Genomic DNA, 14,512 nt, shown 5'->3' with positions numbered 1-14,512 from the left:
ACATTGCCGAAACCGGCACAGGGGCTAGGCTGAGAAAGAGGGGGTCTCCTTGCCCCATTCCTACCACAACATGAACAAGGGCATTCACGCCATGTACAAGACCCTACTGGTTCCCGTCGACGGTTCCGCCCACGCGGAAAGAGCGCTTGCGGTGGCGGCCGAGCTGGCGCGCAGCGGCGGCGCCACCCTCCACCTGCTCAATGTCCCCGAGTCGGCGCCCGACAACATCGGCATCCTGGTGGGTGGCAGCACCGAGCCCATGTCCGAGGTCGAACGCGAGAAGCTGGCGGAAGGGGTGCGCAAGGCCGGGCAGCAGGTGATCGACAAGGCCAAGGCCGCGGTCGACCTGGCCGGCATCGAGGTCAAGGAGCTGGTACGCCAGGGCAAGCCCGGCGAGCGCATCATCGAGGTCGCCGAGGAGGTCAATGCCGATGCGATCGTCATGGGCAGCCGCGGCATGAGCGATCTCAGGGGCATGGTGGTGGGCAGCGTCTCCCACCGTGTCAGCCACACTGCCGGCTGCAACGTCATCACCGTCACCTGACGCGCCGCCGACTCACCGCCCAGCGAAAGGATGAAGATGCCTAGGGGGTGAACAAGTCAGGCACACGAAAAAGGCCTTGCGGGTAACCGCAAGGCCTTGAATTCGTTGGTCGGAGCGACAGGATTCGAACCTACGACCTCTGCCTCCCGAAGGCAGCGCTCTACCAAGCTGAGCTACGCTCCGACGCGTTGGGCTGATGCCTCAACGGGGTCGCATTATACCCGCCGCTGGGCGCTTTGCAAGCCCTGCGCGGCGGGCCGTTTCACGCCTTGCGCTCCACCGCCAGGCGGGCCAGATCGGCCATGCTGTCGCGGTAGGGTGAGGCGGGCAACTTCTCGAGCTGAGCGAGGGCCAGGTCGGCCATCTCCTCGGCCCGGGTGCGGGTGTAGTCGAGGGCGCCGGTGGCGTTCACGATGGCCAGCACCTCGTCGAGATGGTCCAGCCCGCCCTTGCGGATCGCGCGACGGATCACCGCGGCCTGCTCCGGGGTGCCGGCGGCCATGGCCTGAATCAGCGGCAGGGTCGGCTTGCCTTCGGCCAGGTCGTCGCCGACGTTCTTGCCCATCGCCTCGGCGTCGCCCTGGTAGTCGAGCAGGTCGTCGATCAGCTGGAAGGCCAGGCCCAGGTAGCGGCCGTAGTACTGCAGGGCGGCCTCCTGCTCCGGGGTCGCCTCGGCGAGGATGGCGCCGCTGTGGCTGGCGGCCTCGAAGAGCATGGCGGTCTTGCCCTGGATGGTCTCGAAGTAGGCCGCCTCGTCGATGTCCGGGTTGCCCACGTTGGTCAGCTGCTGCACCTCGCCCTCGGCGATGACGCAGGTGGCGGAGGAGAGCACGTCCATGATCCGCATGGAGCCCACCCCTACCATCATCTGGAAGGAGCGCGAGTAGAGGAAGTCGCCGACCAGCACCGAGGGGGCGTTGCCCCAGGCGTCGTTGGCGGTGGCCTTGCCGCGGCGCATATGGGACTCGTCCACCACGTCGTCATGCAGCAGGGTCGAGGTGTGCATGAACTCGATCAGGGTGGCCAGGGTCACATGGCGCTCGCCCTGGTAGCCAAGCGCACGGGCCGCCAGCAGTACCAGCAGCGGGCGCAGCCGCTTGCCGCCGCTCTCGATGATGTACTGGCCGATGGTCTCCACCAGCGGAATCCGCGAGTTGAGCTGATCCATGATGGTGCGGTTGACCGCGGCGAAATCCTCGGCCACGACGGCGTGGATCGGCGATGGAGCGGCGGTGGGGGAGGAGACATTGGCAGTCATGGAGGCGGCTTCGACGGAATTGATGGGGGCCGGGGCGTGGCGGCCCCCTCTGGCCTTGGGTTGCCGGCCATGCTATGGGGCCCCCTCATGGGCGTCAAGGCGAGCCGCCGCGGGGTGGGCATGCCGGCGCCAGCGGCAGGCGCGGCGCGGGTTGTGTCGCCATCGGCACGCGGTTATAATGCGCGGCCCACTCATCCCGCTCCCTGTCAGATGGTGCCAGAAGAGGCGCCACTCGCCGCAGGTCGATCAAGAGCCAACCCTGATGAGTCCTGGAGAGAAAAGCATGTACGCAGTTATCAAGAGCGGCGGCAAGCAGTACCGCGTTCAGGAAGGCCAGACCCTCAAGCTGGAGAAGATCGAAGTCCCGACCGGCGAGTCCGTCGACTTCGACGAGGTGCTGCTGGTTGCCGATGGCGACGACGTCAAGATTGGCGCCCCGCTGGTCGAGGGTGCCAAGGTCTCTGCCGAGATCGTATCCCACGGCCGTGGCGACAAGGTCACCATCATCAAGTTCCGTCGCCGCAAGCACCACATGAAGCGTCAGGGCCACCGCCAGTGGTTCACTGAAGTCAAGATCACCGGGATCTCCGCGTAAGCGGCCCATCCCCTGAACGGAGGATTTTTCCATGGCACATAAGAAGGCAGCCGGCTCCACGCGTAACGGCCGCGATTCAGAATCCAAGCGCCTTGGCGTCAAGCTGTTCGGTGGCCAGGCCGTCACCGCCGGCAACATCATCGTGCGTCAGCGCGGCACCAAGTTCCACGCCGGCGTCGGCGTTGGCCTCGGCCGCGACCACACCCTGTTCGCCCTGAACGACGGTGTGATCAAGTTCGAGACCAAGGGTCCGAAGAACCGCAAGTTCGTCAGCGTCGTCTCTGCCTGAGACGCCTGAGGCTTGCAGCAGGAAGGCCCCGCCCAGGCGGGGCCTTCTTGTACATATACTATGGCGGTTGGGATCTCAGGTGCCGTCAGGAGAGTGACAGATGCAGTTCGTCGACGAAGCCTCGATCATCGTGGAGGCCGGCAACGGGGGCAATGGTTGCCTCAGTTTCCGGCGTGAGAAGTATGTGCCCAAGGGCGGCCCGGACGGCGGCGATGGCGGCCACGGCGGCAGCGTCTACCTGATCGGTGATGACGCCCTCAACACCCTGATCGACTTCCGCTACCAGCGCTTCTACAAGGCCCAGAACGGTCAGCCCGGCATGGGTCGGCAGATGAGCGGTCGCGCCGGTGAGGACCTGCACATCAAGGTGCCGGTGGGCACCACGGTGATCGACGAGGAGACCCTCGAGGTGATCGCCGACGTCACCGAGATCGGGCAGGTGGTGCTGGTGGCCCAGGGCGGGCGCCGGGGGCTTGGCAACATCCACTTCAAGTCCTCCACCAACCGCGCGCCGCGGCGGACCACGCCGGGCACCGCGGGCGAGCGCCGCAACCTGCGTCTGGAGATGAAGGTGATGGCCGACGTGGGCCTGCTCGGCATGCCCAACGCCGGCAAGTCGACGCTGATCCGCGCCGTCTCCGCCGCCAAGCCCAAGGTGGCCAACTACCCCTTCACCACCCTGGTGCCCAACCTGGGCGTGGTAAAGCTCGGCATGCACGAGCACTTCGTGATGGCCGACGTGCCGGGGCTGATCGAGGGGGCCTCCGAAGGCGCCGGCCTGGGGCTGCGCTTCCTCAAGCACCTGACCCGCACCCGGCTGCTGTTCCACGTGGTGGACGTGGCGCCCTTCGACGAGTCCGACCCGGTGGAGGTCGCCGAGGCGATCATCCACGAGCTGGGCGAGTTCTCCCCGGCGCTGGCCGAGCTGCCGCGCTGGCTGGTGCTCAACAAGCTCGACCTGCTCCCCGCCGAGGAGCGCGAGGCGAAGGCCGACGAGATCGTGCGCCGGCTGGGCTGGGAGGGGCCGGTGTTCCGCATCTCGGCGATCTCCGCCGACGGCACCGACGCCCTGGTGCAGGCCGCCCACCGCTGGCTCACCGAGCAGCGCCAGCTGGAGAACGAGGACGAGGAGGCCGCCGAGCGGGCCCGCGAGATGCGCCAGCGCATGGAAGAGGAAGCGGTCGCCCGCACCGAGGCGCGCCTCGGCCGCAGGCGCAAGAAGGTCGACGAGGACGACGACTTCGATGACGACGATTACGACGTCGAGGTCGAATACGCGCCCTGAGGGATAAACTAGCTGCGCTCGCGCAGTGTCTCTGAGCTTGAGGTTGATGGCCTTGGACAACCAAGTGGAAGGCAACGAGCAGGTGGCGGGGCGCGAGGCGCTGACCGGTGCCCGGCGGGTGGTGGTGAAGATCGGCAGCGCGCTGTTGACCAACGACGGTCGCGGCCTCGACGAGACCGCCATCGGCGGCTGGGTCGACCAGATCGCCGCGCTGCATCGTGGCGGCATCGAGGTGGTGCTGGTCTCCTCCGGCGCGGTGGCCGCCGGCATGGTGCGCCTCGGCTGGCAGGCGCGCCCCTCGGCGGTGCACGAGCTGCAGGCCGCCGCCGCGGTGGGCCAGAACGGCCTGACCGAGTGCTACGAGGGCCACTTCGCCCGCCACGGCCTGCTCACCGCCCAGGTGCTGCTGACCCACGACGACCTCTCCAATCGCAAGCGCTACCTCAACGCCCGCTCGGCGCTGCGCACCCTGGTCGACCTGCGGGTGGTGCCGGTGATCAACGAGAACGATACCGTGGTCACCGACGAGATCCGCTTCGGCGACAACGACACCCTGGGCGCCCTGGTGGCCAACCTGCTGGAGGCCGATGCGCTGATCATCCTCACCGACCAGGAGGGGCTGTTCGACGCCGACCCGCGCGGCAACCCCGAGGCGCGGCTGATCCACGAGGGGCGCGCCGACGACCCGGCGCTGGCCGCGGTGGCCGGCGGCGGCGGGGCGCTCGGCCGTGGCGGCATGGTGACCAAGATCCGCGCCGCGCACCTGGCGGCGCGCTCCGGCGCCTTCACCGCCATCGCCAGCGGCCGCCAGCCTGAGGTGCTCACCCGGCTGATGGCGGGCGAGCGCCTGGGTACCCTGCTGCGCCCGGACCAGGCCCCCATCGCGGCGCGCAAGCGCTGGCTGGCCGGCCAGCTGCAGGTGCGCGGCACCCTGACCCTGGATGCCGGGGCGGTGAAGGTGCTGCGCGAGAGCGGCTCCAGCCTGCTGGCGGTAGGGGTCAAGGCGGTGGCGGGGCAGTTTCGCCGTGGCGACATGGTGCTCTGCCTCGACGAGGCCGGCGAGCGCGTGGCCAAGGGGCTGGTCAACTACGGCGCCGATGACGCCGCGCGCCTGCTCGGCAAGCCGAGCCACCAGATCGAGGCGATCCTCGGCTTCATGGAGGCCCCGGAGCTGATCCACCGCGACAACCTGGTGGTGCTCTAGCCGCGCTTGTCACCGGCGCTATGGCAAGCGCGGCGCGGGCTGTGATAGGATACGCCATCCTCTCAGACACGGCCCGTGAACGATCGCTGATGTCAAGCGGTCGGCCAGATGGCCAAGCCGGCGGAAAGTCGTGTACTTTTCTGCCGGATCAATACGTTATCGATGCCGTCATCACACGGGCGGCGAAGAATCTCCAAGGAGACATCAAGTGGCAAACAGCAAGCAAGCTCGCAAGCGCGCCCGTCAGGCCGAAGGCCGTCGTGTACTGAAAGCCGGTCAGCGCTCCATGGTGCGCACCTATATCAAGCGCGTCATCAAGGCGATCAACGGCGGCGACCACGCCGTGGCCATGGCCGAGTTCCAGCAGGCGCAGCGTGTCATCGACCGCATCGCCGACAAGGACGTGCTCTCCAAGAAGCGTGCCGCGCGTCTGAAGAGCCGCCTGAACGCTCGCGTCAAGGCGCTGGCTGCCTGAGCAGGCCGGATGCCATCGGAGTGACTCGCCCCTGAGGGCGGGCCTCCAGCAGAAAGACCGGCTGCGGCCGGTTTTTTTGTGGATATCGTACGGAGAGCGGTTAGCGGCTGCAGCTGCTGGCTCTGAGGGGCGCCGGGGGCAAGCCGAAGAGGAGGTCCGTGGACCAGGGATGGTCTAGGTAGCCCCCAGGGAGGGGTTCATGGCGCCTCCTCGCAGGCTTGTCGACGGGACAGCCCCGAGTAGCCTTTTCTGCCTGGTTGGTTGAGGACGCAGACGTGACGGATCGCGAGCAGACGCCCCCCACCCCGGTGGGCGAGAACGACAAGGTGGTGGCCCCCAAGGCCGGCGGGCTGATGCGCTCGGGCCTGGTGGTCAGCGTGATGACCATGCTCTCCCGGGTGATGGGCCTGGTGCGCGACGTGGTGGTGGCCACCCTGTTCGGTGCCGGCAGCGGCGCCGATGCCTTCTTCGTCGCCTTCAAGATCCCCAACTTCATGCGCCGGCTGTTTGCCGAGGGGGCCTTCAACCAGGCCTTCGTGCCGGTGCTCTCGGAGTACGCCACCCGGGGCAGCAAGCGCGAGGTGAAGGAGCTGCTCGATGCCGTCTCCGGCAGCCTCACCGTGGTGCTGGCGCTGCTCACCGCGCTGTTCATGGTCGCCGCCCCCTGGCTGGTGTGGGTCTTCGCTCCGGGCTTCGGCCGCGACCCCGCCAAGCTCGCGCTCACCGCCGACATGCTGCGGCTCACCTTTCCCTACCTGCTGCTGATCTCGCTGACGGCCTTCGCCGGCAGCGTGCTCAACACCTGGAACCGCTTCGCCATCCCGGCCTTCACCCCGGTGCTGCTCAACCTCTCGCTGATCGGTGCCGCCCTGCTGCTCACCCCGCTGATGACCGAGCCGGCCATGGCGCTGGCCTGGGGGGTGCTGATCGCCGGCGTCGCCCAGCTCGCCTTCCAGGTGCCCTTCCTGGTGCGCCTGGGGCTGATGCCCAGGCCCTGGCCGAGCTTCGTCCACCCCGGGGTGAAGCAGATCATGGTGCTGATGGCGCCGGCGCTGTTCGGCGTCTCGGTCTCCCAGATCAACCTGCTGCTCGACACCATCCTCGCCTCGCTGCTGGCGCCGGGCAGCGTCTCCTGGCTCTACTACTCCGACCGCCTGGTGGAGCTGCCGCTGGGGGTCTTCGGCATCGCCATCGGCACCGTGATCCTGCCGGCGCTCTCCAAGCGCCACGCCGCGCAGTCCGGCCAGCACTTCAGCGAGATGCTCGACTGGGCGATCCGCGCCGTGCTGCTGCTGGGCCTGCCGGCGGCCCTGGCGCTGGCGATACTGGCCGAGCCGCTGCTGATCTCGCTGTTCCACTACGGCGCCATGACCGAGCACGACATCACCATGGCGGCGATGAGCCTTCGAGCTTATGCGTTTGGATTAGTGGCCTTTATGCTGATCAAGGTGCTGGCGCCGGGCTTCTTCGCCCGCCAGAACACCAGCACGCCGGTGAAGGTCGGCATCATCGCCATGGTCGCCAACATGGTCCTCAACCTGATCCTGATCTGGCCCCTGGCCCATGCCGGCCTGGCGCTGGCCACGGCGCTCTCGGCGTTCCTGAATGCCGGCCTGCTGGGCTGGCTGCTGCACAAGGAGCGGGTGTTGGTGTTCCAGCCCGGCTGGGGCCGCTACGCGGTGCAGCTGCTGGGCGGCTGCGCGGTGATGGGGCTCGGCCTGTGGCTGATCTCGCCCGACTGGCAGGCGTGGCTGGGCTGGGGCGTCTGGCCCCGGGTGGCCTGGCTGGGTGCCCTGGTGGTAGCCGGCGCCGGCGTCTACTTCGCCTGGCTTGCCATCACCGGCGTGCGCCTGCGGCACTTCAAGATGAAGAGCTGAGGGGCTTGTCGCCGGAACAGCCCCGGATAGCGCAGCCTCCGCAGCCAGACGGCCCGGCTGTCAAGGGGCCGGCGGTCCGGTATAATCGCCCACTTTATAACCTTCTTCGCCACCCACCCTTCGCCATTCACCCAGCCAGCGGGGCTCGAGCAACGCCATGCAAGTGATCCGAGGACTGCACAACCTGCGCGACGAGCACCGCGGCTGCGTGGCCACCATCGGCAACTTCGATGGCGTCCACCGCGGCCACCAGGCGATTCTCGACCAGTGTCGCGAGCAGGCCGCCAAGCTGCAGCTGCCGGTCACCGTGGTGGTCTTCGAGCCCCAGCCCCGGGAGTTCTTCGCCGGTGACCAGGCGCCGCCGCGGCTCACCCTGCTGCGTGACAAGGTGCGCCTGCTGGGCGAGGCGGGGGTGGAACGGGTGCTCTGCCTGCCCTTCAACGACGCCCTGCGCGGCCTCACCGCCGAGGCCTTCATCGAGAAGGTGCTGATCGATGGCCTCGGCGTGCGCCACCTGGTGGTGGGCGACGACTTCCGCTTCGGCTGCGACCGCCGCGGCGACTTCCACCTGCTGGCCGAGGTGGGCGAGCGGCACGGCTTCAGCGTCGAGCACACCCGCACCTTCACCGTCGACGACGACCGTGTCTCCAGCACCCGCATCCGCACCCTGCTGGCCAGCGGCAACTTCGACGCGGCGGCCCGGCTGCTGGGCCGCCCCTACCGCCTGGGCGGGCGCGTGGTGGCCGACCAGAAGCTCGGCCGCACCATCGGCGTGCCCACCGCCAACCTGCCCCAGCCGGTGCGTTCCCTGGCGCTGCACGGGGTCTATGCGGTGGTGACCGAACTGCCCGACGGCCGCCGCCTGCCTGGCGTGGCCAATATCGGCTGGCGCCCCTCGGTGGGCAGCACCCGGCCGGTGCTGGAGGTGCACCTGTTCGACTTCGACGGCGACCTCTACGGCCAGCGCCTGCGGGTCTTCCCCTGCGCCAAGCTGCGCGGCGAGGTGAAGTTCGAGCACTTCGACGCCCTCAAGCAGCAGATCGGGGCCGACCAGCGCCGCGCCCGCGCCTACTTTGCCGAGCACACTTTACAGCGCCCCGAAGCCGGCGCTTCTGTTTCACAGCACCCCGAAACCGGTGCTCAGGGCCCCGGCCTGAATAACGACGATTCTCTTCCTCTGGCATCGGCGCCGCTGGCGCGCGAGGCCGTGACTTCCGATTCCTCGGCGGGGACCCCCGCCGACCACGACGACGGCTGACCCCCAGGATATGAGCGACTACAAGCACACTCTGAACCTGCCAGAAACCGATTTCCCGATGCGCGGCATGCTGCCCAAGCGCGAGCCGGAGCGGCTGGCCCAGTGGCAGCAGCAGGACCTCTACCACCGCCTGCGCGAGGAGCGTCGGGGCAAGCCGCTGTTCGTGCTGCACGATGGCCCTCCCTACGCCAACGGCAGCATCCACATCGGTCACGCCGTCAACAAGATCCTCAAGGACATCATCGTCAAGTCGAAGAACCTGGCCGGCTTCGATGCCCCCTACGTGCCCGGCTGGGACTGCCACGGCCTGCCCATCGAGCACAAGGTCGAGACCACCCACGGTAAGCACCTGGCCGCCGAGCGCGCCCGCGAGCTGTGCCGCGAGTACGCCGGCGAGCAGATCCAGGGCCAGCTGGCCGACTTCGTGCGCCTGGGGGTGATGGGCGACTGGGAGAACCCCTACCGCTCCATGGACTTCGCCAACGAGGCCGGCGAGATCCGCGCCCTGGCCGACATGGTCGAGGCGGGTTACGTCTTCAAGGGCCTGAAGCCGGTCAACTGGTGCTTCGACTGCGGCTCCGCCCTGGCCGAGGCCGAGGTGGAGTACGCCGACAAGAAGTCGGACGCCATCGACGTGGCCTTCCCGGTGGAGGACGCCGACCGCCTGGCCGCCGCCTTCGGCCTGGCCGCGCTGCCCAAGCCCGCCGCCATCGTCATCTGGACCACCACCCCCTGGACCATCCCCGCCAACCAGGCGCTCAACGTCCACCCCGAGTTCACCTATGCTCTGGTGGATACCGGCGAGCGGCTGCTGGTGCTGGTGGAGGAGCTGGTCGAATCGTGCCTTTCGCGCTTCGGCCTCACCGGCGAGGTGATCGCCACCGCCCGCGGCGAGGCCTTCGACGGCATCCGCTTCCGCCACCCCTTCTATGATCGCCTCTCGCCGGTCTATCTGGCCGACTACGTCGAGGCCGAGGTGGGCAGCACCGGCATCGTCCACTCCGCCCCCGCCTACGGCATGGATGACTTCGTCACCTGCCGCGAGCACGGCATGGCTTTCGAGGAGATCCTGAGCCCGGTACAGGGCAACGGCGTCTACGCCGACGATCTGCCCTACTTCGGCGGCCAGATGATCTGGAAGGCCAACCCGCAGATCGTCGAGAAGCTGCGCGAGGTCGGCGCGCTGATGCACCACGAGCCGATCACTCACAGCTACATGCACTGCTGGCGCCACAAGACCCCGGTGATCTACCGCGCCACCGCCCAGTGGTTCGTGGGCATGGACGTGAAGGGCAAGGACGGCAAGACCCTGCGCGAGCGCGCCCTTGAGGGCATCGAGGCCACCCAGTTCACCCCGGCCTGGGGCCAGGCGCGCCTGCACAGCATGATCGCCAACCGCCCGGACTGGTGCATCTCGCGCCAGCGCAACTGGGGCGTGCCGATCCCCTTCTTCCTGCACAAGGCCACCGGCGAGCTGCACCCGCGCACCGTCGAGCTGATGGAGGAGGCCGCCAAGCGCGTCGAGAAGGAGGGCATCGACGCCTGGTTCCGCCTCGACCCGGCGGAGCTGCTGGGCGAGGAGGCCGCGGACTTTGATAAGGTCACCGACACCCTGGACGTCTGGTTCGACTCCGGCACCACCCACCGCCACGTGCTGCGCGGCTCGCACCCCCACGGCCACAAGACGGGCCCCGTGGCCGACCTCTACCTGGAGGGTTCCGACCAGCACCGCGGCTGGTTCCACTCCTCGCTGCTGACCGGCTGCGCCATCGACGGCCACCCGCCCTACCGCGGGCTACTCACCCACGGCTTCACCGTGGACGCCCAGGGCCGCAAGATGTCCAAGTCCATGGGCAACGTGGTGGCGCCCCAGGAGGTGATGGACAAGCTCGGCGCCGACATCCTGCGCCTTTGGGTCGCCTCCACCGACTACGGCAACGAGATGGCGGTCTCCGACGAGATCCTCAAGCGTACCGCCGACGTCTACCGCCGCATCCGCAACACCGCGCGCTTCCTGCTCGCCAACCTCAACGGCTTCGAGCCGAGCCGCGACGCCGTGGCCTTCGGCGAGATGCTGGCCCTGGACCAGTGGGTGGTGGACCGCGCCGCCCAGCTGCAGGCGCGCATCGAGAAGGCTTACCAGGAGTATCGCTTCCTCGACGTCTATCAGCAGGTCCACGGCTTCTGCGCCCGGGAGCTGGGCGGCTTCTACCTGGACGTGATCAAGGATCGCCAGTACACCACCCAGCGCGACTCCCTGGCCCGGCGCAGCGCCCAGACCGCCCTCTACCACGTGGTGGAGGCGCTCGCCCGCTGGGTCGCCCCGATTCTCAGCTTCACCGCCGAGGAGATCTTCGAGAACATCCCCGGCGAGCGCGGCGACAGCGTGCTGCTAGAAGAGTACTACGAGGGCCTCGCCACTCTGCCCGAAGAGGCCGAGATGGGTCGCGACTTCTGGGAGCAGGTGCTCGAGGTGAAGCAGGCGGTCAACAAGTGCCTGGAGGACGCCCGCAACGCCAAGACCATCAAGGGCAGCCTGGCCGCCGAGGTCACCCTCTACGTGGACGACACCCTCCACGCGACCCTCGCCAAGCTGGGCGAGGAGCTGCGCTTCGTGATGCTGACAAGCGACGTGACCCTCAAGCCGCTGGCCGACGGTGAGCAGACCGAGGGCGCCGAGGCCACCGAGCTTGCCGGCCTGAAGGTGGCCGTGGCCGCAAGCGCCCACCGCAAGTGCGAGCGCTGCTGGCACCACCGCGAGGACGTGGGCAGCCACGCGGGCCACGACGACCTGTGCGGCCGCTGCGTGAGCAACCTGCCCGAGGGCCCCGGCGAGACGCGCCTCCATGCCTGATTCGCATGCCAAGCACGCCCCCGCCAACCACCCAGGGGTGCCGCCCATGCAGCGCCCGCTGCGCTGGCTGTGGCTTTCCGTGGCGATCATCGTGCTGGACCTCGCCACCAAGTACGCCGCCAGCGCCTGGCTGACGTACGCCCGGCCGGTGGAGGTGCTGCCCTTCTTCAACCTGACGCTGCTGCACAACACTGGCGCCGCCTTCAGCTTCCTGGCCGACCACCCCGGCTGGCAGCGCTGGTTCTTCGCCGCCATCGCGGTGGGGGCCAGTGTCGGCCTGACCATCTGGCTGACCCGGCTGAAGCGCGACGAGACGCTGCTGGCGTGCTCGCTCGCGGCCATCATCGGCGGGGCCCTGGGCAACCTCTACGACCGCCTGGTGCACGGCTACGTGGTGGACTTCCTCTCCTTCCACGTCGCCGGCTGGTACTACCCGGCCTTCAACGTCGCGGACATCGGCATCACCCTGGGGGCCATCGGCCTGATCTGGGAGTCGGTGTTCGGCGAGAAGCGCCGCGCGCGGCAACGCAATTCCTGATAGAGAGAGCGCAATGAGCGACTACCGCATCGACGAGGGCATGGAAGTGACCCTGCACTTCACCCTCAAGCTGGAAGACGGCACCGTGGTGGACTCCACCCGCGACAAGGCCGCCGCCACCTTCCAGGTGGGCGACGGCAACCTGCCGCCCGGCTTCGAGCACCCCATGAAGGGCATGGCCGCCGGCGAGAGCGCAAGCTTCCAGATCACCCCGGAGCACGCCTTCGGCCAGCACAACCCCCAGAACATCCAGCGCCTGAAGCGCGACGACTTTGGCGACGAGGCGCTGGAGGTAGGCACCGTGATGTCCTTCTCCGACCCCGCCGGCGGCGAGCTGCCCGGGGTGATCAGCGCCATCGACGGCGACATGATCGACGTGGACTTCAACCACCCGCTGGCAGGGCGTACCCTGACCTTCGAGGTGGAAGTATTGGACGTGAAGCCCGCGACGACGCACTAGGAAAACACTGACTTCCTGCTGCGCTCGATATCCTGGCCGCCGGCGGTGCGCGTCATCCTCATGTAGCAGGCTACATTCCGGTGACTGTGCTCCGGCGGCGACCAGCCTCTCTTCGCTCGCGACGGAACTCAGCGCTTTCCCTTGTATCCCAGGCAGATGCCCCCGACGCATCAAGGCAGACAATCATGCAAGCTAACTCCGTGCAGATCAGGCTGGCCAACCCGCGCGGCTTCTGCGCCGGCGTCGATCGCGCCATCGAGATCGTCAACCGGGCGCTGGATGTCTTCGGGGCGCCCATCTACGTGCGCCACGAGGTGGTCCACAACCGCTTCGTGGTGGACACCCTGCGCCGCCGGGGCGCCATCTTCGTCGAGGAGCTCCATGAGGTGCCCGACGATGTCATCGTGATCTTCTCCGCCCACGGCGTCTCCCGCGCCGTGCAGGAGGAGGCCGAGCGCCGCGGTCTCAAGGTGTTCGACGCCACCTGCCCGCTGGTCACCAAGGTCCACCTGGAGGTGCTGCGCTACGCCCGCCGCGGCCAGGAGTGCGTGCTGATCGGCCATGAGGGCCACCCCGAGGTGGAGGGCACCATGGGGCGCTACGACACCTCCCACGGCGGCGCCATCTACTTGGTGGAGGACGAGGCGGACGTGGCCAGGCTCGAGGTGAAGGACCCCAGCCGGCTCGCCTTCGTCACCCAGACGACGCTCTCCATGGACGACACCGCCAAGGTGATCGACGCCCTGCGCGCCAAGTTCCCGGAGATCGAAGGGCCGCGCAAGGATGACATCTGCTACGCCACCCAGAACCGCCAGGACGCCGTGCGCGAGCTGGCCGCCGGTGCCGACCTGGTGCTAGTGGTGGGCAGCCCCAACAGCTCCAACTCCAACCGCCTGCGCGAGCTCTCCGAGCGGGTCGGCACCCCCGCCCACCTGATCGACAACGCCGAGCAGATCGATCCCGCCTGGCTGGAAGGGGTGAGCGTGGTGGGCGTCACCGCCGGCGCCAGCGCCCCCGAGGTGCTGGTGCAGGGCGTGATCGCCCGCCTGCAGGCGCTCGGTGCCGCCGCCCCCGAGGAACTCGATGGCCGCGCCGAGACCATCACCTTCTCCATGCCCCGCGAGCTGCGCGAGCGGGTGATCGTCAGCGAGTAGCGCGCCCGGGCCGTTCATCTACGTCAACGCCGCCGTCATGGAAGTGACGGCGGCGTTGTTGTTTGGGCGCGCAGCGGTGAGGCGCCGACAGGCGCCCTGCCATCGTGCTGCACGCCTGCTTCCTTGCGGACCAGGCGCTACACTGTAAGCCATCGCTTACCATCCGGGCATTTTTGCCCCGGCACCCTATCGAAAACCGTGTTCCTGATACATACTGAAACCAAACGTAACGAAGGCAGGAGAGGCGCGGCGTGACCCAACCGAGCACCCGACGCAGGCCCCAGGGCCCCACAGGCAGCACCCGGCGCAGCGCCGGCTTCACGCTCATCGAACTGATGATTGCGGTAGCCATTGTCGGCATTCTGGCGTCGATCGCCTATCCGAGAGTTAAGCTCAAGTCTTGTGTATGGAGGGAAGTCGAGAGGGTGACGTATCCTGCTGATTCCGAAAAATGCTGATATTCTAAATCAGCCCGATCTCCATCAGCAATTGTTAACGCACCCTAGTCACGACGGCCTTCTCACATCATGGTCGTCGATCACGAAGATGTGCCGATGTCGGCCATCCGGAATGGTGGTGGGGATATGTGCGGGGGCCCGCGCCCATCCAGCCTGCTAGCGGTTAGGTGATAGCAGCCAGCAACCGCGCCCCTTCTGAGTTTCCTAGTTTCACTGGGTTTTCCCCTCTGGCCTTGCTGCCAACGTGACGTCATCATGTAAAT

14 protein-coding genes and 1 tRNA gene are annotated in these 14,512 nt (G+C 67.9%); 13 read left to right on the top strand and 2 right to left on the bottom strand.

The window, feature by feature from the left end:
• Nucleotides 1-49 precede the first annotated feature (49 nt).
• On the top strand, nucleotides 50-544 hold the full coding sequence (locus D1793_RS13180; protein ID WP_240407670.1) for a universal stress protein: 495 nt from the start codon (nucleotides 50-52) through the stop codon (nucleotides 542-544).
• A gap of 106 nt (nucleotides 545-650) precedes the next feature.
• Here D1793_RS13180 and D1793_RS13175 read toward each other — a convergent pair.
• Nucleotides 651-727, bottom strand: a tRNA-Pro gene (locus D1793_RS13175).
• Between the two features lie 79 nt (nucleotides 728-806).
• Nucleotides 807-1,802, bottom strand: coding sequence for an octaprenyl diphosphate synthase (gene ispB / locus D1793_RS13170; RefSeq protein WP_119022585.1), 996 nt, complete (start codon nucleotides 1,800-1,802; stop codon nucleotides 807-809).
• A 283-nt stretch (nucleotides 1,803-2,085) separates the two neighbouring features.
• Between ispB and rplU the strand changes: the two genes are divergently transcribed.
• The 12 genes from rplU to D1793_RS20050 all read left to right on the top strand — a co-directional run bounded on the left by rplU (nucleotide 2,086) and on the right by D1793_RS20050 (nucleotide 14,249).
• Nucleotides 2,086-2,397, top strand: coding sequence for a 50S ribosomal protein L21 (gene rplU, locus D1793_RS13165; protein WP_110070532.1), 312 nt, complete (start codon nucleotides 2,086-2,088; stop codon nucleotides 2,395-2,397).
• Nucleotides 2,398-2,428: 31 nt separating this feature from the next.
• Nucleotides 2,429-2,686 carry a 50S ribosomal protein L27 gene (rpmA, locus tag D1793_RS13160; RefSeq protein WP_110070533.1) on the top strand — a complete coding sequence of 86 codons (258 nt, stop codon included), beginning with the start codon at nucleotides 2,429-2,431 and terminating at the stop codon, nucleotides 2,684-2,686.
• Nucleotides 2,687-2,786: 100 nt separating this feature from the next.
• Nucleotides 2,787-3,971 carry an Obg family GTPase CgtA gene (gene cgtA / locus D1793_RS13155; protein WP_119022584.1) on the top strand — a complete coding sequence of 395 codons (1,185 nt, stop codon included), beginning with the start codon at nucleotides 2,787-2,789 and terminating at the stop codon, nucleotides 3,969-3,971.
• Nucleotides 3,972-4,017: 46 nt separating this feature from the next.
• The gene (gene proB / locus D1793_RS13150; RefSeq protein WP_240407669.1) at nucleotides 4,018-5,175 is read left to right on the top strand and encodes a glutamate 5-kinase; all 1,158 of its coding nucleotides are present in this window, start codon (nucleotides 4,018-4,020) and stop codon (nucleotides 5,173-5,175) included.
• 208 nt (nucleotides 5,176-5,383) lie between these two features.
• The gene (gene rpsT, locus D1793_RS13145; RefSeq protein WP_119022583.1) at nucleotides 5,384-5,650 is read left to right on the top strand and encodes a 30S ribosomal protein S20; all 267 of its coding nucleotides are present in this window, start codon (nucleotides 5,384-5,386) and stop codon (nucleotides 5,648-5,650) included.
• Nucleotides 5,651-6,003: 353 nt separating this feature from the next.
• Nucleotides 6,004-7,527 carry a murein biosynthesis integral membrane protein MurJ gene (gene murJ / locus D1793_RS13140; RefSeq protein WP_119023686.1) on the top strand — a complete coding sequence of 508 codons (1,524 nt, stop codon included), beginning with the start codon at nucleotides 6,004-6,006 and terminating at the stop codon, nucleotides 7,525-7,527.
• A 157-nt stretch (nucleotides 7,528-7,684) separates the two neighbouring features.
• Nucleotides 7,685-8,785: a bifunctional riboflavin kinase/FAD synthetase gene (ribF, locus tag D1793_RS13135; protein ID WP_119022582.1), complete on the top strand. Its 1,101-nt coding sequence runs from the start codon at nucleotides 7,685-7,687 to the stop codon at nucleotides 8,783-8,785.
• Nucleotides 8,786-8,795: 10 nt separating this feature from the next.
• Nucleotides 8,796-11,639: an isoleucine--tRNA ligase gene (ileS, locus tag D1793_RS13130; RefSeq protein ID WP_119022581.1), complete on the top strand. Its 2,844-nt coding sequence runs from the start codon at nucleotides 8,796-8,798 to the stop codon at nucleotides 11,637-11,639.
• Nucleotides 11,632-12,177: a signal peptidase II gene (lspA, locus tag D1793_RS13125; protein WP_162899962.1), complete on the top strand. Its 546-nt coding sequence runs from the start codon at nucleotides 11,632-11,634 to the stop codon at nucleotides 12,175-12,177. The genes ileS and lspA overlap by 8 nt, the downstream gene beginning before the upstream one ends.
• A 13-nt stretch (nucleotides 12,178-12,190) precedes the next feature.
• On the top strand, nucleotides 12,191-12,637 hold the full coding sequence (fkpB, locus tag D1793_RS13120; protein WP_119022579.1) for an FKBP-type peptidyl-prolyl cis-trans isomerase: 447 nt from the start codon (nucleotides 12,191-12,193) through the stop codon (nucleotides 12,635-12,637).
• A gap of 185 nt (nucleotides 12,638-12,822) precedes the next feature.
• Nucleotides 12,823-13,791: a 4-hydroxy-3-methylbut-2-enyl diphosphate reductase gene (gene ispH / locus D1793_RS13115; protein WP_119022578.1), complete on the top strand. Its 969-nt coding sequence runs from the start codon at nucleotides 12,823-12,825 to the stop codon at nucleotides 13,789-13,791.
• A gap of 251 nt (nucleotides 13,792-14,042) precedes the next feature.
• Nucleotides 14,043-14,249: a prepilin-type N-terminal cleavage/methylation domain-containing protein gene (locus tag D1793_RS20050; protein WP_205527548.1), complete on the top strand. Its 207-nt coding sequence runs from the start codon at nucleotides 14,043-14,045 to the stop codon at nucleotides 14,247-14,249.
• Nucleotides 14,250-14,512: the final 263 nt, after the last annotated feature.

Source organism: Halomonas sp. JS92-SW72, assembly GCF_003547075.1.
In the GTDB taxonomy this organism is placed as follows: Bacteria; Pseudomonadota; Gammaproteobacteria; order Pseudomonadales; family Halomonadaceae; genus Halomonas; species Halomonas alkalicola.
The sequence above is the reverse complement of the archived record's forward strand: the minus strand, read 5'-3'. Positions and strand labels throughout refer to the sequence as shown.

Bases quoted from the DNA above. Each gene is read 5' to 3' on its own strand.
- ispB (WP_119022585.1), bottom strand. From the start codon at position 1,802: ATGACTGCCAATGTCTCCTCCCCCACCGCCGCTCCATCGCCGATCCAC.
- rplU (WP_110070532.1), top strand. From the start codon at position 2,086: ATGTACGCAGTTATCAAGAGCGGCGGCAAGCAGTACCGCGTTCAGGAA.
- rpmA (WP_110070533.1), top strand. From the start codon at position 2,429: ATGGCACATAAGAAGGCAGCCGGCTCCACGCGTAACGGCCGCGATTCA.
- cgtA (WP_119022584.1), top strand. From the start codon at position 2,787: ATGCAGTTCGTCGACGAAGCCTCGATCATCGTGGAGGCCGGCAACGGG.
- proB (WP_240407669.1), top strand. From the start codon at position 4,018: ATGGCCTTGGACAACCAAGTGGAAGGCAACGAGCAGGTGGCGGGGCGC.
- murJ (WP_119023686.1), top strand. From the start codon at position 6,004: ATGCGCTCGGGCCTGGTGGTCAGCGTGATGACCATGCTCTCCCGGGTG.
- ribF (WP_119022582.1), top strand. From the start codon at position 7,685: ATGCAAGTGATCCGAGGACTGCACAACCTGCGCGACGAGCACCGCGGC.
- ileS (WP_119022581.1), top strand. From the start codon at position 8,796: ATGAGCGACTACAAGCACACTCTGAACCTGCCAGAAACCGATTTCCCG.
- lspA (WP_162899962.1), top strand. From the start codon at position 11,632: ATGCCTGATTCGCATGCCAAGCACGCCCCCGCCAACCACCCAGGGGTG.
- fkpB (WP_119022579.1), top strand. From the start codon at position 12,191: ATGAGCGACTACCGCATCGACGAGGGCATGGAAGTGACCCTGCACTTC.
- ispH (WP_119022578.1), top strand. From the start codon at position 12,823: ATGCAAGCTAACTCCGTGCAGATCAGGCTGGCCAACCCGCGCGGCTTC.